Genomic DNA, 16,642 nt, shown 5'->3' with positions numbered 1-16,642 from the left:
GAGGAGGACCCGATGACGGTGTCTTTGGGGGTAGATACGGGCGGGACCTATACCGACGCGGTATTGATCAGGGATGAGAAAGAGGTCATCGCCTCGGCCAAGTCGCTGACCACCCGGGCGGATCTGGCGATTGGTGTGGGCAAGGCGATCTCGTCTGTGCTGGCAGAGGCGCAGGTCACGCCGGATCAGATCTCGATGGCGTCATTGTCGACGACGCTGGCCACGAATGCTCTGGTCGAGGGGCAGGGCGGCCGTGTCGCGTTGATCTATATCGGGTTCAAGGACAGTGATCTTGAAAAACACGGGTTGAAAGAGGCGTTGAAAGGCGATCCGGCCCTGGTGATTGCCGGTGGGCATACCCATTCCGGTGGGCAGGCTGCGGCCTTGGATATCGCAGCGCTTGAGGCCTTTTTGAACTCGCATAAGGGGATTTCCGGCTTTGCGGTTGCTGCCCAGTTCGCCACCCGCAACCCGGCGCATGAGTTGGAAGCGGCGCGCATGATCTCGGAAAGAACCGGGGCGCCAGTGACCTGTTCGCATCATTTGTCCGCCAAGCTCAATGGTCCGAAACGCGCGGTGACGGCTGTGCTGAATGCGCGGCTGATCGGGATGATCGACCGCCTGATCGGGCGTGCACAGGATCAGCTGCACGCGCTGGGGATTTCGGCACCGATGATGGTGGTGCGCGGGGATGGCGCCCTGATGAGCGCGGAACAGGCGCGGGAACGGCCGATTGAGACTATCCTCAGCGGGCCTGCGGCTTCTATCGTCGGGGCGCGGTGGCTTACCGGAGCGGAGAATGCGCTGGTCTCGGACATCGGGGGAACCACCACTGATGTGGCGCTTATCCGGGACGGAAAGCCCGCGATCGACCCGGCCGGGGCGCAGGTGGGTGGGTTTCGCACCATGGTCGAAGCCGTGGCGATGCGAACCCACGGTCTGGGCGGCGACAGTCAGGTTCATGTTGCGACCGAAGGGTTGCGGGGCGGTGTTTTCCTGGGCCCGCGTCGCGTGTTGCCCGTTTCGCTGATCGCATCAGAAGCACCCGACGTTGTGCATTCAGTACTGGATGAACAATTGCGGGCCACGACCGTGGGCGAGCATGATACGCGCTTTGCCCGCCGCGTGCCCGGCATCCATGCTGAAGGAGTAGGTGCGCGGGAAGAAAGCCTGTTGGAGAGGCTGGGAGATCACGTTCTGCCCCTGAGCGCCCTGCTGCGGTCGCGGATGGAGAACGGGGCGCTGATGCGCCTTGTCGATCGCGGAATCATCCAGGTGTCGGGGGTTACGCCATCTGATGCCAGCCACGTGTTGGGGCGGGTTCGTGCCTGGGACGTCGATGCGGCGCGCAAGGCATTGGACCTGATGGCGCGCAAACGGGTCGGGTCAGGGGATATGTTGGCAAACTCTCCCGAAGCGCTGGCCCAGATGATCGTGGATCAATTGACGGAACAGACCAGTTTGACCTTGTTAGAGGCTGCTTTTGACGAAGAGCAGGTTGGTTTTGGTTTGCCTTCGCAAGACTTGGCGCGTCATGTGCTGACACAGCGCGGGTTGGCACAACACCGTGGGTTGCTGTCGCTGAGTGCTGCTTTGAATGTGGATGTGGTGGGCCTTGGGGCGTCGGCCCCCAGTTACTACCCTGCCGTAGGTGAGCGGCTGCATTGCCGAATGATCCTGCCGGAACATGCGGGCGTGGCCAATGCGATTGGTGCTGTCGTGGGGCGGCTGACTCTGCGTCGCTCGGGCACGGTCACATCCCCGGCGGAAGGGCGATATCGTGTGCATCTGGAGGATGGCCCGAAGGATTTCGCCGCGTCAGAGGACGCCCTGGCCCTGTTGGAAAAGGTTTTGATGTCCGAAGCAGAGGGCGCAGTACGAGAAGCCGGCGCAGAAGACATTCGCGTGATCGTGGATCGTGACATCAAAACCGCGCGAGTCGAGGCAAAGGATGTTTTTGTCGAGGCCCTGATCACGGTCGAGGCAAGCGGACGTCCGAGGGTGGCCGCAGGCTAGCCCCCCTGAAAGCTTCAGAGGGGCCGGGTAGGTGGTGCTTTACTCTGCTGCGCTTGAGCGTTTGGGCAGGACCCAATCCTGACGCGGGAAGTGGCAGGTATAGCCGTTCGGGATCCGCTCCAGGTAATCCTGATGCTCTGGTTCGGCTTCCCAGAAGTCTCCGACGGGTTCGACCTCGGTCACGACTTTTCCAGGCCACAAGCCGCTGGCATTCACGTCGGCGATGGTGTCCAAAGCCACCTGTTTCTGCATGTCATCCACGTAGTAGATCGCAGATCGATAGCTCATGCCGATATCGTTGCCCTGACGGTTGACCGTGGTCGGGTCATGGATCTGAAAGAAGAATTCCAGCAGGTCGCGATAGCTGATCCGAGACGGATCGAACCAGATCTCGATCCCTTCCGCGTGGGTGCCGTGGTTGCGATAGGTCGCGTTGGGCACGTCGCCGCCGGTATAGCCGACCCGTGTACGCGACACGCCCGGCAGTTTGCGGATCAGGTCCTGCATCCCCCAGAAGCAGCCCCCGGCCAGTACAGCGCGTTGTTGGGTCATCAGATATCCTCCACATGAATCAGGTATTCGCCATAACCTTCGGCTTCCATCTCATCCCGATGAATGAACCGAAGCGAGGCGGAGTTTATGCAGTACCGCAAACCACCATGTTCACGCGGACCGTCCGGGAAGACATGCCCCAGATGGCTGTCGCCGTGTTTCGAGCGAACCTCGGTCCGGATCATGCCATGCGTGGTATCGCGGAACTCTTCGACATGTTCGTGCACGATCGGCTTGGTGAAACTGGGCCAACCGCACCCGGATTCGTATTTGTGGGTCGAGGCAAACAGCGGTTCACCTGATACGATATCCACATAAATGCCCGGTTCTTTGTTGTTCAGGTATTTTCCGGTGCCCGGACGTTCCGTACCACTGCGCTGAGTGACATGAAACTCTTCGGGCGAAAGCGCAGCAATGGCCGTGGGGTCTTTGGTATAGCGAGTCATGGATCCTCCGGCTGAATAATTGTTTGCGCCATTATCTGGGGGCTGCGGGGAGGAAAGCAAAGCGATATTTCAAACCGCTCTCGCAGTCGTGCAAGTGATCTGAACAACAAAGACGCGCGTATCAGGATGAAAGGGAGGACATGACATGATGAGATTGCTGCTTTTGACTGCCCTGATCTTACTGGGCCGCGCCGTTCAGGCGGCGCCTCTGACCGGTGAGTTCGACTCGATCGACGGAGGCACATTGGCCATCGAAGACTGGCGCGGCCAACCTGTGCTGGTGGTCAACACCGCGTCACAATGCGGGTTTACCGGGCAATACAAGGCGCTGCAAAAGGTACATGAGGCCTATTCCGGCAAAGGGCTGGTCGTTCTTGCGGTTCCGTCGGATTCATTCAATCAGGAGCTGGAAACGGCAGGTGAGGTCAAACAGTTCTGCGAGATGAACTATGGGCTAACCCTGCCGATGACGGATATCACTCCGGTCAAAGGGGCTGACGCGCACCCGTTCTACAAGGCCGTCGCCGCGCAGACCGGGTTCACGCCCAAATGGAACTTCAACAAGATCCTGATCGATTCTGAGGGTGAAGTCGCGGCGACCTTCGGGTCAAATGTAAAACCCGATTCCCGCAAACTGCTGTCTCAGGTCGAAGCTTTGCTGCCCTGAGCGGGCTGGCGTGAAAGCTGAACCGCAAGAATGCCAAGGGTTGTAACGGCAACGCCAACCGCATCCATGGCGCCTAGCTTCTCGCCCAGCAGAATCGCCGCGATGGTGACCCCGAACACAGGGTTCAAAAAGTGGAAGGTGGCAGCGCGAACGGCTCCGATCCGGTCCAACAGCAGGAACCAGATCAATGTCGCCAGCAATCCGGGGAAAAGGGTTGTGTAGGTAAAGGCCAGCGCCAGTGGCAACGTCGGGTGGATGTAGATGGTTTCAAAGACCGGAGCAGCCACAAACAGCGCGGCTGAACCAACCAGCATTTGCAGGCCGACGACCATCATGAAGTTCCCGCCGGACGTTGCGCCGCGAACGGCCAAGGTTGCGAAGGTCAAGGCAAGAGCACCCAAACCGCAAAGCGCGACCCCGAACACATCAACGCCCGCGCTGATCCGACTGCTCATGATAAGGGCGACTCCGGCGAAACCGGCGAACAGACCCAAAACACCCAATGGCCGCAGCTTTTCGCCGAAAATCAACCACCCCGCCAGCGCCACCAACAAGGGCATGGTGGATGCGATTATGGCCGCGACCGATGCCTCGACCGTTTGCATTGCATAGAAATTCAGACCCAAATACAGGGCATTTTGGCAGATCCCGAACAGGATCGTTGCGCGCCATTGGTTTCGGGTCAGGTGCCAGCTTTGCCCCATCGAGCGGGCAATCATGACCCCCAGAACACCCGAGATCAGAAACCTCAAGGCCAGCGAAAACAGAGGGGACGCATCCTCCACGATGATCCGCGCCGAGGTAAAGGCAGATGACCAGATCAGGACAAATGTCAGCCCCATGGCTATGGCGCGCAGATCCATGGAGACCCCCTGTCACTTCGCGCGGACTGTCCCTGATTTCGGGATCGGTCGCAAGCGGTGCGCGTCAAAAAAGACACATGCGTGATGCAAGAAAAACCTTGTGCATGTTTATATTGATTGACTAGCCAATTAAAGATATCGGCGGCACGATCTGACATATCAAGGGAGGTTTGTCGGTGCTTCTGGAGTACATTCTATCTTTCGGCGTCCTGCTGGCATTGGGCCTGGTCGCTTTTTTCGTCGTGAAATGGTGGAACCTGCGCTGTGTCGGCGTGACACCGGTTCATCTGTTCACGTTCATCGCGATCCTGTTCACATCCGGTCTGGATGTCGGTCTGATCATGTTCCCACTTACCGAATTTGGTGGATATGCCGAAGACCCGGCTTACGCCTTCGCGAACCCGCTGGCCATCGAGTTCGGATTCTGGGGTTTTTTGATCTGGGCCTTCTATTTCCTGACCGCCTTCTACTTCTGCGTGATCGAACCCCGCGTGAAGTTCTTTGAGATCCCGCTGGTCAAGCTGATCAACAACGTGGTCATCATCGGCACCTGCGCCTTCACCGCCAGCCTGTTCCTGATCTACCTGCCCGGCTATCTGCCCGAGGTCGGAGATGGTGAATCCGTCGTCACCACCTTCTACATCATCGTGTTTGTCGTCATTCTGGCGGCGGCCTATTCCTCGACCGATCTGAAATACGTTCGCATCCTGTCCGTCGGTTCGACCTTTCTGTTCCTTGCCCTGATTCTGGGCATGTGGGCAGCCGCAGGCATGGGCGTGACCGGGTTCGTGGAAACCGGCAGCAATATCGGGGCCTATTTCGCCAACCTGCACAAGTTCGTCCTGCCATTGACCGACTATCACGCGTTCTATCTGTTTTGGTGGTTTGCATGGTCGATCATGATCGGACAGTTTACGTCGCGCTTCGTGGGTGGTCTGACCACGTGGCAGTTGCTGGCCGCGCTGTTGATCTTCCCGTCCATCCCGCTGGGGATCTGGTTCACCGTTCTTTACTATTACCACCTGAACGACATCAGTACCGCAGGCATCACCAACATTGCGATGGTGATCGTGGGTGTGACGTTCGTGATCAACTCATTGGACTCGCTGATCCGACTGTACACCGACAACCTGAACCTGACCGTCGAGCGGTTCGGAAAGGCGATCTATGTGGCTGGCAACGTCGCGCTGCTGTTTGTCCTGACCCTGCTGTTCCAGAGCCAGTGGCTGCAAATCCAGTGGATCGGAGCGGTCGTGGTTGGCCTGTATCTGGCCTGCGTCGTCTATATCCTGATCACCAAACGCCAGGAGGTGATGAGTATCGATTCAATGCCAGAAGACCGTGATCTGGACTTCCACAAGGTTGAGACGGTCCACTGACCGGACCAGAGACACGGAACAGAAACGGGCGCCTTTGGTGCCCGTTTTTATTTTGACCGCACGCTCTCACCGCTCCGAACAATTTGCAGGCTTTTCAACCACGCGGCATCCCAAACCGGGCGGCGGCTGCCTTTGCGATACGATCAAAAGGAACGTTGCCCGCGGTGCGATCAACCGACCCGTGAAATGAGGTTGGGCAAGGCTATTCGTCAACCGCCGGATAGATGAACCCGTTTACCGGGTAGGGATTGCCGTAACGGCCCGGTTGGCTTTCAACCCGGACCAACGTCCAGTCATTGTTTTTCGAGACATCCTTGACGCCCATTTGCAACGACACCTTGTTGCGGTGCCAATTGGCATGATTCACGATGACTTCACGATCGGAGACGATATCGGAAACGACAGCCACATGACCCAGGGGCATCCCGCGGGTTGCCCGAAACGACATTACCGCACCAACAACCGGTTCCTTGCCGCGCTCGAACACTTTCTGCGCCTTCCGCCACCAGTCCTTCGCATTGCCACGAATTTCAATACCGCTGAGGTCTCGGGCGTAGGGCACGCACCATACTCTTTGCCCTCGGGCCCGCTTTTTCGAGACCTCTTGCAGCGCCATCAACTGACGTTCGGGATCGAGATTCTCATAGTTGGTGTTTTGCGCACAGGCAGAGACAAGAGTGATTAAACCCACCGCAATCGCGGAACGGGCACTGCCGGACAAGCGCGGCCAAGTCGTTTTCTTTCTACAGACGCTGTTTTGCAAGATGCTTCATTGCCGGTTCGAAGATTGACGAAGTTGTAAGATGATCGGACAAGCCTTGAAAAGAGGCCCGCCACCGCCACGGCAAGATTTTGCCAGTTCTCCGACCCAGGTTCAGGTCAATGGCTGCCCTCGAAGGCGCATTTTCCCTTTGGTGGCGAATTCCGGCCCGACACATGCTGTGCGAAACGGGTTCAAAACCCGCAGGCACAAAACATTCAAGACGATAGAAAAAGGGCCCCCCGAAGGCGGCCCTTTATCGTTGACTGGAAAAGCTGAAATCAGCCGTTCACGCTGTCTTTCAGCGCTTTGGCGATGGTCATTTTCACAACCTTGTCGGCTTCTTTGGTGAAGGTCTCACCAGTGGCCGGGTTGCGAACCTGACGCTCGGGGCGTTCGCGGCAGTAGATTTTTCCGACGCCGGGCAGGGTCACTGCGCCACCGGCCGAAACTTCGCGGGTGATCAGGCCGGTGATGGCCTCCAGCGCGGAGTTCGCGGATTTCTTGTCGGTTCCCATTTCCTCAGCGAGAGCAGCAACCAGCTGAGTCTTTGTCATAGGCTTTGCCATTTCTTGGTCTCCTTAACGTGCCCGATCTATAGGGCCTCACCGCGTAACTGTAACGGGATATTGTGGCCAAACACAACGAATAGTAGCGCTGAAACCCCTAAAAATATGGGGAAAACGTTGCTTTTTTGCTTCAGAGGAAGGCCGTTTCGTCGAAGGAGCGCAATTTCCGGCTGTGCAAACGCTCCAACGGCATGCCGCGCAGATGTTCCATCGCCTTGATGCCGATGGCCAGATGTCGGCTGACCTGAGTGGTATAAAACGAAGACGCCATGCCCGGCAGCTTCAATTCCCCGTGCAGGGGTTTGTCCGAAACGCACAGCAAAGTGCCATACGGAACGCGGAACCGATAGCCGTTCGCGGCAATGGTGGCACTTTCCATATCCAGCGCGATTGCCCGGGATTGGCTGAGTCGCTGGACCGGACCGGACTGATCGCGCAACTCCCAGTTTCGGTTGTCGACCGAGGCCACAGTGCCCGTCCGCATGATCCGCTTCAGCTCATACCCTTCCAGTTTGGTCACTTCGGCCACGGCGTGTTCCAGCGCCACCTGTACTTCGGCCAGAGGCGGGATCGGCACCCAGACCGGCAGATCGTCATCCAGAACCTTGTCTTCGCGCAGATAGGCGTGGGCCAGAACGAAATCGCCCAATGCCTGTGTGTTGCGCAACCCGGCGCAGTGACCAACCATCAGCCACGCGTGTGGGCGCAGAACTGCAATATGGTCGGTGGCGGTCTTTGCATTGGATGGGCCAACACCGATGTTCACCAACGTAATTCCCGAACCATCTTCGCGCTTCAGGTGGTAGGTCGGCATTTGCGGCAGTTTCAGCGGTTGTTCGATAGGTGCCTTGGGGTCCGTGATCTCAGCATTGCCGGTTGAAACAAAGCTGGTATAGCCGCTGGCAGGATCCGCCAATTGCTCGCGAGCGTAGTTTTCGAATTCCGAGACATAGAATTGGTAGTTCGTGAACAACACGTGGTTCTGAAAGTGACCTGCGTCAGTTGCGGTATAGTGTGCCAGCCTCGCAAGCGAATAATCCACACGTTGAGCGGTAAAAAGAGACAAGGGTCCAACGGCATCATCATGGTCATGTACGCCATTGACGATGTCATCATTGGTGGTTGTCAGGTCCGGAACATCAAACACATCGCGCAGGGTGAAGTCGGCCGCGCCCTGATGAGGCACGACAAGATCGGGATTGTTTGCCACGGCAAAATGCACCGGAATCGGTGTGTCCGACGCCGCAATCGTCACAGGCTGGCCATGGTTCTTGATCAACAGTGCGATCTGTTGGGTCAGGTAGGATCTGAACAAATCCGGGCGTGTCACCGTCGTGGCGTGAACGCCGGGTTCGGACACGTGACCAAAGCTCAGGCGGCTGTCGACTTGGGCATAGGTCGAGGTTTTGATGCGAATTTCCGGGTAATAGGCTCTGTATCTCGCGGCGGGCGCCCCATTTCCCATGGCGGCCGCAAAGCTGTCGCACAGGAAATCGGTGGCCTGCACGTACAGCTCTTCCAGCCGTGCAACGGCGGCGGCGGGATCGGTAAACTGTTCTGGCGCGGGTGCTTGCGGTGTCAGGAGTGTGGTCATGCCAATGGTTCCAGAAGTTCTATTTTTTCGAATGTGCGTACGTCGACCAACCCGAGATCCGAGATTCGAAGCTCGGGAATCACGACCAGCGCCAGCAATGAATGCTGCATGTACGCGTTGTTCAGATGACAGCCGCATTCCTGCATCGCCTGCACCATCCTGTCGGCCTTGGCTGCGACTTCGACGGCAGGACTGTCGGACATAAGGCCTGCGATGGGCAGCTCGACCAGCGCCAGTTCCTGCCCGTCCCGGAACAAGGTGATGCCACCGCCCACTTCGGCCAGGCGGTTGGCGGCCAGCGCCATCTGATCCCGGTCTGTACCGACGACGATCATGTGATGACTGTCATGCGCCACGGTCGAGGCCATGGCCATTTTTCCCTGATAGCCAAAGCCCGAAACAAACGCGTTGGTGACGCCCCCGGTGGCCTGGTGCCGCTCGACCAGCGCAATCTGGCACACTTCGCCTTCGCCCTCGACCAGCCCGCCAATGATCGGCAATTCTGCTTTCAGCGCCTTAGTCGGGGCCTGGTTTTCCACCACGCCGATGACGTTGGCCTGAACTTTGTTGGCCCCTTCCGGTGCCTTGATCTCAAAATCGGCCGACGTCAGTTCATGCCCCAGATGCACGGTGTTGCGTGATTTTTCGGGCCAGTTCAGATGTGGACAGTCCACCTTGATAGAACCGTTTTCCGCGACCACCTGCCCGCGTGCCATCACCATCTCAATCGGCAACTCAGTCAGATCCGAGCTGAGGATGATATCCGCCCGCCGCCCCGGAGTCACGGAACCGATCTCGCGTTCCAGCCCGAAATGCGTTGCCGTGTTGATCGTCGCCATTTGCAACGCGATCAGCGGGTCACACCCGCAGGCAATGGCATGACGTACGACGCGGTTCATATGCCCGTCATTTACCAATGTGCCGGAATGACAGTCATCCGTGCACAGAATGAAGTTGCGCGGATCCAGCCCTTTTTCTGTCACGGCAGAAATCTGGCTTTCCACATCATACCAGGCCGAGCCCAGACGCATCATCGAGCGCATCCCCTGGCGAACCCGTGCAATGGCGTCGGCCTCGCACGTGCCTTCGTGATCATCTGCGGGGCCACCCGCCACGTAAGCAGCAAAATCAGGCCCTAAGTCGGGCGAAGCATAGTGCCCTCCGACTGTTTTCCCGGCCCGTTGAGTGGCTGCAATCTCGGCCAGCATCTTGGGATCGCCATGGATCACGCCCGGGAAATTCATCATCTCACCCAGCCCGAGGATACCCGGCCAGTTCATCGCCTCGGCCACGTCTTCGGGCGTGATCTCATAGCCCGTCGTCTCCAACCCCGGTGCGGATGGCGCGCAGGATGGCATCTGAGTGAATATATTGGCCGGTTGCATCATCGCTTCGTCATGCATCATGCGCACGCCGTCCAGACCCAGCACGTTGGCGATTTCATGCGGATCGGTGAACATGCTGGTGGTTCCATGCGGGATGACGGCCCGGGCGAACTCGGCGGGGGTCAGCATGCCGGATTCGATATGCATATGCGCATCACACAAGCCGGGCAGAATGTAGCGCCCTTGTGCTTCGATGATTTCCGTATCCGGCCCCACGCAATGCGAGGCATCCGGTCCGACGAATGCTATGCGCCCGGCAGCAATCGCCACGGAATGATCCGGCAGCAATTCGCGGCTGTGTACGTTCGCCCAGATTCCGCCCTGAATGACCGTGTCCGCCGCCTCACGTCCGGCTGCAACTGCGATCAATTTGGGGGCGACATCGGGCCAGCTTGGGAAAGGTGTGTATTCCATGGCTCAACTTTCACGAATGCGCCAGCGGGTGCAACCCCGGTTCTTCGGTGTTGGGGATTCCTCATGTGTATTGGGTATGCTTTCTGGTCCGAGCGCGCCCGCAGCGCGTCAGCGCTGCCCGGCCCAACCTACGAAGATGCCCCGGCGGGGCATTGCCGTTGGGCGGGAGTACTTCCCTTTATGCCGCAGACCCGATCTCACGCCGCACCCAGTTGGCAAAGGCCACGGCGCCGGGTGTGTCCTCGGCCTGTGGGGACAGCAGCAGATAGTAGGACTCGGGCATTCGAACGCGGTGCTCAAATGGCGCAACCAGTTGACCGCGCTTGATCAGATGACTGGCGATCGTGTCATGTGCCAGGCAAAGACCACCGCCAGCCATGACCGCTGACAGGCAAACCAGATAGGTCGTCGCGTAGGTTATCGGCGGATTTTCCCAATTCAGACCCTTATCTTCCGCCCAACTTGGCCAGTTGGACAGCAGGTTGGAGCAGTCGAAAAGTGGCTGTTCCTGAAGGTTTTCCAGGCATACCGGATATCCGGGAGCGCAGACCGGATAATAGTGTTCGGTGCGCAGAATCTCGGTTCGGACCGTATCCGACGGACGAAGCGAGAACCGAATCTCGACCGCTGCGCATTCGGCCATTTCGCGCGGTTCCCAAAGCTCGGTGAAGACGTTCAATTGAACATGTGGATGTTCCGCCCGAAATGCCGGCAGGCGCGGGGCCAGCCAGTTGACGGCAAAGCTGATGTTGCATTGCACTTGAACCGCGTTTGGTTGCGCACCGGTAACTGCCCGGGTTCCGCGCATCAGTGTCCGAAAGGCTTCTCGCACAACTGGCAGATAGGTGATTCCGGCCTCGGTCAGTTCCAGAGCTTTGGGGCGGCGCAGAAACAGTGGCTGCCCCAGATGCCCCTCCAGAGATTTGATCTGCTGGCTGACGGCGCTTTGCGTCATGTTCAGGTCTCGCGCCGCGCCGGTAAACGAGAGATGGCGTGCGGCGGCTTCGAAAGTGCGCAACCAGCCAAGCGGCGGCAGCTTGTTTTGCATCGACATAACTCCGGCATAAGTTCAGCTAATGGGATAGTCGTGTTTTTTTCGTTGGTCAAACTGCCGGGCCCCATGCAGGTTTGGCCACGACCAGCCGCGAAAGGAGCCGAGCATGAGCCTCACCAGTCTTCGTCCCAATATCGACCATTGGTCCGAGCGCGTAGATATGGCCGCCGCCTTCCGCTGGACGGCCCGGCTGAACATGCATGAGGCGGTTGCCAACCATTTCAGCCTGGCGGTGAATGATGACGGCACGCAGTTTCTGATGAACCCCAGTCAGGTGCACTTTGCGCGCATTCGTGCCTCGGATCTTTTGTTGCTGGATGCCAATGACCCGCATGTGATGGAACAACCCGGTGCCCCGGACCCGACGGCCTGGGGGCTGCACGGCTCAATCCACCGCCACTGCCCTCATGCGCGCTGCGTCATGCATGTGCATTCGATCTTTGCAACCGTTCTGGCCTCATTGGCCGACAGTTCATTGCCGCCGATCGATCAGAACACGGCGACCTTTTACAACCGTTACGTGGTTGATGAAGAATTCGGAGGTCTGGCCTTTGAAAGCGAGGGTGAGCGCTGCGCCGGGATGCTGTCAGATCCCAGGAAGAAGGTCATGATCATGGGCAATCACGGTGTTCTGGTCATCGGCAGCGACCCTGCCGACACCTTCAACAGGCTGTATTATTTCGAACGCGCGGCCGAAACCTACATTCGTGCCTTGCAGACCGGGCTGCCCCTGCGCGTATTGTCCGACGAGATTGCCGAGAAAACAGCGCAAGAGCTGGATGCCTATCCCGATCAGGCCGAGGCGCACCTGCGTGAGATCAAAGCGATCCTTGATTCCGAAAATTCGGACTACGCGACCTGAGGCAAAGCGATGCGCCTGGTCGAAGCGGGGGGTTTGATTGCATCCGAATAACCGGACTCAAACCCGTTCAAACAAAGCGATCAAAGCGGTGTCATCCTTGTTGGGGCCAGCCGCGAGATCTCCGTATATGCGGACTTCGGGCAGGGTCAGGTTGCGAATCTGATCCTGTTCCAGTTTGCGGAAAGCGTCAGCAAAACCCAGTTCCTTGTAATGGCGCGCATTGATCGAAAGGGCAAACTGCGCCCCGTGCCGCGCCACGCGTAACAGTTCGGGCAACACCTCGGGGCCCAAATGACCATGTGTGAAAGTGCCGGATGAAACTATGCCGGAATATCTGTGACGCGGAACGGGGATGCCCTGTGTCAGATCAGCCTCGATCGCGTCCCGGTAAAGGTCCTTGCGCATCGCCTGATCCAGCATCTCTGCGCTGATATCGGTTGCATCAATGGGTCCGACGCCTAGCGCCGACAGCACCGCGCCGCACAGGCCGGTTCCTGCGCCGACATCCAGAACGGGCCCCTGACCGCCCGCGCCGACAAATGCCCGCGCCGTATGGGTGTGAAGCTGATAATCTTCACGCGCGGCGAAACCGTCATCATAATCTCCTGCCCATTCCGCATAGAGCTGTCTGTTCTCGTCCGGAGAACTCAGCGCGTAGGCCGAATGCAGGTCAGGTGTTTTTTTGCTCATGACCAACAGAAAGGCGCATTCGAAGATTCGATTCAAGTGCGTCCATGCGGCGCTTGCATCCCGGTACGGCGCAGATCATCAAAGGGGCATGACCAAGACGCTCTTTTCCTTCGGCCATGGCTATTCTGCCCAGGCCCTGTCCCGAAACCTTGCCCCGAAAGGCTGGAAAACTGTTGGCACTACGCGAGACCGTGAAGGGATGGCCGCAATTCGGGCCTCTGGCGCCGAGCCGCTGATCTGGCCGGGTGAGGCACCGAACCTTGATGGGGTGAGCCATTTGCTGATCTCGACTGCGCCAGTTGAAGCGGGTGATCCGGTTTTGGCGGCGCTGGGCGGTGAAATCGCCAAGCGGTCCAGTCAGTTCGAATGGGTGGGCTATTTGTCGACAACGGCCGTCTATGGCGACCATCAGGGTGGCTGGGTGGATGAGGACACACCACCTGCACCGACCGCCAAGCGCGGCAGATGGCGTATGCTGGCCGAGGCGCAATGGTCGGCCATTCCGGGCCTGCCTGTTCATGTCTTCCGCCTGGCGGGTATCTACGGGCCGGGGCGCGGGCCGTTTTCCAAGCTCAAGCGTGGTGGGTTGCGGCGCATTATCAAGCCGGGGCAGGTGTTCTCGCGCATTCATGTGGAAGACATCGCGCAGATCCTGGAAGCTTCGATGATGAAGCCGAATCCGGGACGGGTCTATAATGTATGTGACGACGAACCGGTCCCGCCGCAGGATGTCATAGGCTATGCTGCCGAGTTGCAGGGTCTGCCCCTGCCTCCTGCGGTCCGGTTCGACGACGCCGATCTGTCGCCGATGGCGCGCAGTTTCTACAACGAAAACAAGCGGGTTCGAAACGACCGGATCAAGGAAGAACTGGGTATTGATCTGATCTATCCCAATTACCGTGTCGGGTTGGAAGCCCTGATGAAAGGCAAGTAGCGCCGTTACATCGCCGCCGCTTTGATCATGGCGGCCGCTTTTTCGGCTATCATGATGGTGGGTGCGTTTGTATTGCCCGACACTAATGTCGGCATCACCGAGGCATCGACGACCCGCAGGCCTTCAAGCCCTCGTACGCGAAGCTGAGGGTCGACGACCGCCATTTCGTCTACGCCCATTTTGCAGGTGCCCACGGGGTGATAGATCGTGTCGGCGCGGGCGCGGATGTGCTCCTCCCAATCCTGATCGGTCTGGGCGGTATCGGTGCCGAACAGTTCTTTGTGCCGATACTTGGCCAAAGCTGGCGCGTTGAGGATATCCCGCGCCATTCGCGCGCCTTTGATCATGGTTTGCAGATCGCGTTTGTCCGACAGAAACCCCGGATCGATGGCGGGGGCCGCCATGGGATCTGCGCTGTTCAGGCCTACGGTCCCCCGACTTTCCGGTCGCAGCTTGCAAACATGGCAACTGTACCCGTACCCGTAATGCAGTTTGCGGGCATGATCATCGACCATTGCGATGGTGAAATGCAGCTGAATGTCGGGACGCTCCAGATCGGGGGTGGTTTTCAGAAACGCTGCGCCTTCGGCAAATGGGGTGGCCGCCATCGAGACGCCCGTCTTGCTCCACCTTTGAATATGTCTCAACAACCGCGCTGCCCCTGCGGGGCCGATACCAAAATTGTCGGTGTCTGTGGTTTTGAAGATCAACGCGAAATCCAGATGATCCTGCAAGTTCCGCCCCACGCCAGGCAGTTCGTGGTGAACAGCGATTCCGTGCGGCTCAAGATCGCTCGTTGCACCAACACCCGAAACCTGAAGCAGTTGTGGCGATTTCAAAGCGCCTGCGCACAGCAGGACTTCGCGCTTCGCCCGGATGGTGATGTCTGCGCCCTTGCCTTTCGCCCGGTATACAACGCCCGTCGCGCGCTTGCCTTCAAAGCGCAGCCTGCTGGCATGTGCATGCGTGATGACCTTCAGGTTCGGGCGGTCGGAAACTGGAAAAAGATAACCAGCCGCCGCAGAACACCGTTCTCCATTCTTTGCCGGGTCGTGAAACTGGGTGACCTGGTACAGGCCGACGCCTTCGTTGTCGCCGCGGTTGAAGTCTTCGGTATGGCGGTGTTGCAGCTGCTGTGCGGCTTGAATGAACGCATGGGTGATTGGACGAGGCTCTTTTTGCCGTGAAACCTGTAACGGCCCCCTGTCACCATGCACGCTGTCTGCGCCAAGCTCATTGTTTTCGGCCCGTTTGAAATATGGCACTACACTGTCCCAGTCCCAGCCGTCGCAGCCCAGATCGGCCCAGCCATCATAGTCCTGCCGCTGACCGCGTACATACAGCATGGCGTTGATCGCGCTCGAGCCGCCCAGTGCCTTGCCGCGTGGTTGATAGCCTCTGCGCCCGTTCAGACCGGGTTGCGGGACCGTTTCAAAGGCCCAGTTGTTGATTCTGGGGCGCCCCGGAAGTGCGGTCACGACAGCGGCAGGCATTCTGACGAAAAGACTTTTCCCACCACCACCCGCTTCAAGCAGGCAGACACTTGTGGATGGATCTTCGCTCAGGCGGTTGGCCAGAACCGAGCCGGCCGAACCGCCGCCTACGATGATATAGTCGAAATCCATTCTGTCTTACGCACCTCTTGCGACGTATTCGTTTCATTGACTGGTCGGGCAAGGTTACCACCTTCCCGGTGAGAGTGCGTTAATGGAGCAAAAAAACAACTGTGACCCAAAGTCAGTATTTGCGTAACCCAGCCTTTTCTTGAGGGTCAGGTCCGGGCTGCACGACAGGTGCGGAAAGGTTTTGCAGATCGTTTCTGTCTGCCGAACCTCTCGATTCCCCCGCAGGGGCGAGTCTTAGGGTTCCTTCTTGGGAAATCCGCACGTTCCAGATGGCCTGAGAATCTTGATTTGTTAAACTAACTCATTGTTTTAGTTAACAAACACAAGAAATCGACGCGAAATGCAAAGTTTTTTGAAAATGGGGGTTGCAGGTCTCAGGCCTAATCCGTAAATACCCCTTCACCGGCGCTGCTGAGGCGGTGCTGATGGGTCGGATAGCTGGCCTGACGGACTGGAAAGACGGTTGAGACGCCCGGGAGAGGCCGGGGGCATCTGAGGTTAGGATTTAGGCGGGCGCGCTGAGGGATTGGCGCAACGGTCTGGTTTTTGGCTCTGGGTGTATTGCTCTTTGACATTGATGGATAACTGAAGAGATATGTGGGCGGTTTGGTTCGTTTCGACGGATTGAATGTCTGTATATCGCGCTCTTAGGGTTTCGGCCCGATTATAGAGTGTCAGCTTCACTGTTTGAGTGGTTCACTGATTTCTTAGGAAGTCTGTGTACATCAAACAGAAGACTTCATCAGGATTAGCCTCCTGATGAGATGTGCAGAGGTTCGAACGTCAAGGATAGGTTAGCAATAGCCTTTCAACTTGAGAGTTTGATCCTGGC

15 protein-coding genes are annotated in these 16,642 nt (G+C 58.2%); 5 read left to right on the top strand and 10 right to left on the bottom strand.

Annotated elements, in window-relative coordinates; genetic code table 11:
* The first annotated feature begins 12 nt into the window (after nucleotides 1–12).
* Nucleotides 13–2,016, top strand: coding sequence for a hydantoinase/oxoprolinase family protein (locus ACR0DJ_RS15155; protein ID WP_480685490.1), 2,004 nt, complete (start codon nucleotides 13–15; stop codon nucleotides 2,014–2,016).
* 39 nt (nucleotides 2,017–2,055) lie between these two features.
* On the opposite strand, the gene msrA is transcribed toward ACR0DJ_RS15155, so the two are convergent.
* Both msrA and msrB read right to left on the bottom strand, forming a co-directional pair.
* Nucleotides 2,056–2,568 carry a peptide-methionine (S)-S-oxide reductase MsrA gene (gene msrA, locus ACR0DJ_RS15150; protein ID WP_480685488.1) on the bottom strand — a complete coding sequence of 171 codons (513 nt, stop codon included), beginning with the start codon at nucleotides 2,566–2,568 and terminating at the stop codon, nucleotides 2,056–2,058.
* Nucleotides 2,568–3,014, bottom strand: coding sequence for a peptide-methionine (R)-S-oxide reductase MsrB (gene msrB / locus ACR0DJ_RS15145; RefSeq protein WP_170345953.1), 447 nt, complete (start codon nucleotides 3,012–3,014; stop codon nucleotides 2,568–2,570). Before msrB ends, msrA begins: the two co-directional genes overlap by 1 nt.
* Before the next feature lie 145 nt (nucleotides 3,015–3,159).
* Here msrB and ACR0DJ_RS15140 point away from each other — a divergent pair, with 145 nt between their 5' ends.
* A complete protein-coding gene (locus ACR0DJ_RS15140) occupies nucleotides 3,160–3,681 on the top strand; it encodes a glutathione peroxidase (protein WP_480685486.1) in 522 nt (173 codons plus the stop codon).
* Here the strand turns inward: ACR0DJ_RS15140 and ACR0DJ_RS15135 are convergent.
* Nucleotides 3,657–4,544, bottom strand: a complete 888-nt coding sequence (locus ACR0DJ_RS15135) for a DMT family transporter (RefSeq protein WP_480685485.1) — start codon at nucleotides 4,542–4,544, stop codon at nucleotides 3,657–3,659. The two genes, ACR0DJ_RS15140 and ACR0DJ_RS15135, sit on opposite strands and share 25 nt — an antisense overlap.
* 182 nt (nucleotides 4,545–4,726) lie before the next feature.
* Between ACR0DJ_RS15135 and ACR0DJ_RS15130 the strand changes: the two genes are divergently transcribed.
* The gene (locus ACR0DJ_RS15130; protein WP_480685726.1) at nucleotides 4,727–5,923 is read left to right on the top strand and encodes a BCCT family transporter; all 1,197 of its coding nucleotides are present in this window, start codon (nucleotides 4,727–4,729) and stop codon (nucleotides 5,921–5,923) included.
* A 202-nt stretch (nucleotides 5,924–6,125) separates the two neighbouring features.
* Here ACR0DJ_RS15130 and ACR0DJ_RS15125 read toward each other — a convergent pair whose 3' ends face one another.
* From ACR0DJ_RS15125 to ACR0DJ_RS15105, 5 genes are all read right to left on the bottom strand, one after another.
* Nucleotides 6,126–6,614 carry a CHAP domain-containing protein gene (locus tag ACR0DJ_RS15125; protein WP_480686285.1) on the bottom strand — a complete coding sequence of 163 codons (489 nt, stop codon included), beginning with the start codon at nucleotides 6,612–6,614 and terminating at the stop codon, nucleotides 6,126–6,128.
* 350 nt (nucleotides 6,615–6,964) lie between these two features.
* Nucleotides 6,965–7,252, bottom strand: coding sequence for an HU family DNA-binding protein (locus ACR0DJ_RS15120; RefSeq protein WP_117871130.1), 288 nt, complete (start codon nucleotides 7,250–7,252; stop codon nucleotides 6,965–6,967).
* Nucleotides 7,253–7,382: 130 nt separating this feature from the next.
* Nucleotides 7,383–8,846, bottom strand: a complete 1,464-nt coding sequence (locus ACR0DJ_RS15115; RefSeq protein WP_480685483.1) for an AMP nucleosidase — start codon at nucleotides 8,844–8,846, stop codon at nucleotides 7,383–7,385.
* Nucleotides 8,843–10,645 (bottom strand): adenine deaminase, encoded by a 1,803-nt coding sequence (ade, locus tag ACR0DJ_RS15110; RefSeq protein ID WP_480685482.1) that lies wholly within the window; start codon nucleotides 10,643–10,645, stop codon nucleotides 8,843–8,845. The genes ACR0DJ_RS15115 and ade overlap by 4 nt, the downstream gene beginning before the upstream one ends.
* A 178-nt stretch (nucleotides 10,646–10,823) precedes the next feature.
* The gene (locus tag ACR0DJ_RS15105) at nucleotides 10,824–11,693 is read right to left on the bottom strand and encodes a LysR family transcriptional regulator (protein WP_480685481.1); all 870 of its coding nucleotides are present in this window, start codon (nucleotides 11,691–11,693) and stop codon (nucleotides 10,824–10,826) included.
* A 112-nt stretch (nucleotides 11,694–11,805) separates the two neighbouring features.
* Here ACR0DJ_RS15105 and ACR0DJ_RS15100 point away from each other — a divergent pair, with 112 nt between their 5' ends.
* Complete coding sequence (locus tag ACR0DJ_RS15100; protein WP_480685479.1) at nucleotides 11,806–12,561, top strand: class II aldolase and adducin N-terminal domain-containing protein; 756 nt, start codon at nucleotides 11,806–11,808, stop codon at nucleotides 12,559–12,561.
* A gap of 57 nt (nucleotides 12,562–12,618) precedes the next feature.
* Here ACR0DJ_RS15100 and ACR0DJ_RS15095 read toward each other — a convergent pair whose 3' ends face one another.
* The gene (locus ACR0DJ_RS15095) at nucleotides 12,619–13,251 is read right to left on the bottom strand and encodes a class I SAM-dependent DNA methyltransferase (RefSeq protein ID WP_170345968.1); all 633 of its coding nucleotides are present in this window, start codon (nucleotides 13,249–13,251) and stop codon (nucleotides 12,619–12,621) included.
* A gap of 88 nt (nucleotides 13,252–13,339) precedes the next feature.
* Here ACR0DJ_RS15095 and ACR0DJ_RS15090 point away from each other — a divergent pair, with 88 nt between their 5' ends.
* Nucleotides 13,340–14,185 carry an SDR family oxidoreductase gene (locus tag ACR0DJ_RS15090; RefSeq protein WP_171616716.1) on the top strand — a complete coding sequence of 282 codons (846 nt, stop codon included), beginning with the start codon at nucleotides 13,340–13,342 and terminating at the stop codon, nucleotides 14,183–14,185.
* Between the two features lie 5 nt (nucleotides 14,186–14,190).
* Here ACR0DJ_RS15090 and ACR0DJ_RS15085 read toward each other — a convergent pair whose 3' ends face one another.
* The gene (locus tag ACR0DJ_RS15085; protein WP_480685477.1) at nucleotides 14,191–15,810 is read right to left on the bottom strand and encodes a GMC family oxidoreductase; all 1,620 of its coding nucleotides are present in this window, start codon (nucleotides 15,808–15,810) and stop codon (nucleotides 14,191–14,193) included.
* Between the last annotated feature and the right edge of the window lie 832 nt (nucleotides 15,811–16,642).

This window comes from Ruegeria sp. BF10 (assembly GCF_056538725.1).
The sequence above is the reverse complement of the archived record's forward strand: the minus strand, read 5'-3'. Positions and strand labels throughout refer to the sequence as shown.

What these genes read in the sequence shown, in the direction of transcription:
- ACR0DJ_RS15155 (WP_480685490.1), top strand. Translation starts at nt 13, where the DNA reads ATGACGGTGTCTTTGGGGGTAGATACGGGCGGGACCTATACCGACGCG.
- msrA (WP_480685488.1), bottom strand. Translation starts at nt 2,568, where the DNA reads ATGACCCAACAACGCGCTGTACTGGCCGGGGGCTGCTTCTGGGGGATG.
- msrB (WP_170345953.1), bottom strand. Translation starts at nt 3,014, where the DNA reads ATGACTCGCTATACCAAAGACCCCACGGCCATTGCTGCGCTTTCGCCC.
- ACR0DJ_RS15140 (WP_480685486.1), top strand. Translation starts at nt 3,160, where the DNA reads ATGATGAGATTGCTGCTTTTGACTGCCCTGATCTTACTGGGCCGCGCC.
- ACR0DJ_RS15135 (WP_480685485.1), bottom strand. Translation starts at nt 4,544, where the DNA reads ATGGATCTGCGCGCCATAGCCATGGGGCTGACATTTGTCCTGATCTGG.
- ACR0DJ_RS15120 (WP_117871130.1), bottom strand. Translation starts at nt 7,252, where the DNA reads ATGGCAAAGCCTATGACAAAGACTCAGCTGGTTGCTGCTCTCGCTGAG.
- ACR0DJ_RS15115 (WP_480685483.1), bottom strand. Translation starts at nt 8,846, where the DNA reads ATGACCACACTCCTGACACCGCAAGCACCCGCGCCAGAACAGTTTACC.
- ade (WP_480685482.1), bottom strand. Translation starts at nt 10,645, where the DNA reads ATGGAATACACACCTTTCCCAAGCTGGCCCGATGTCGCCCCCAAATTG.
- ACR0DJ_RS15105 (WP_480685481.1), bottom strand. Translation starts at nt 11,693, where the DNA reads ATGCAAAACAAGCTGCCGCCGCTTGGCTGGTTGCGCACTTTCGAAGCC.
- ACR0DJ_RS15100 (WP_480685479.1), top strand. Translation starts at nt 11,806, where the DNA reads ATGAGCCTCACCAGTCTTCGTCCCAATATCGACCATTGGTCCGAGCGC.
- ACR0DJ_RS15095 (WP_170345968.1), bottom strand. Translation starts at nt 13,251, where the DNA reads ATGAGCAAAAAAACACCTGACCTGCATTCGGCCTACGCGCTGAGTTCT.
- ACR0DJ_RS15090 (WP_171616716.1), top strand. Translation starts at nt 13,340, where the DNA reads ATGACCAAGACGCTCTTTTCCTTCGGCCATGGCTATTCTGCCCAGGCC.
- ACR0DJ_RS15085 (WP_480685477.1), bottom strand. Translation starts at nt 15,810, where the DNA reads ATGGATTTCGACTATATCATCGTAGGCGGCGGTTCGGCCGGCTCGGTT.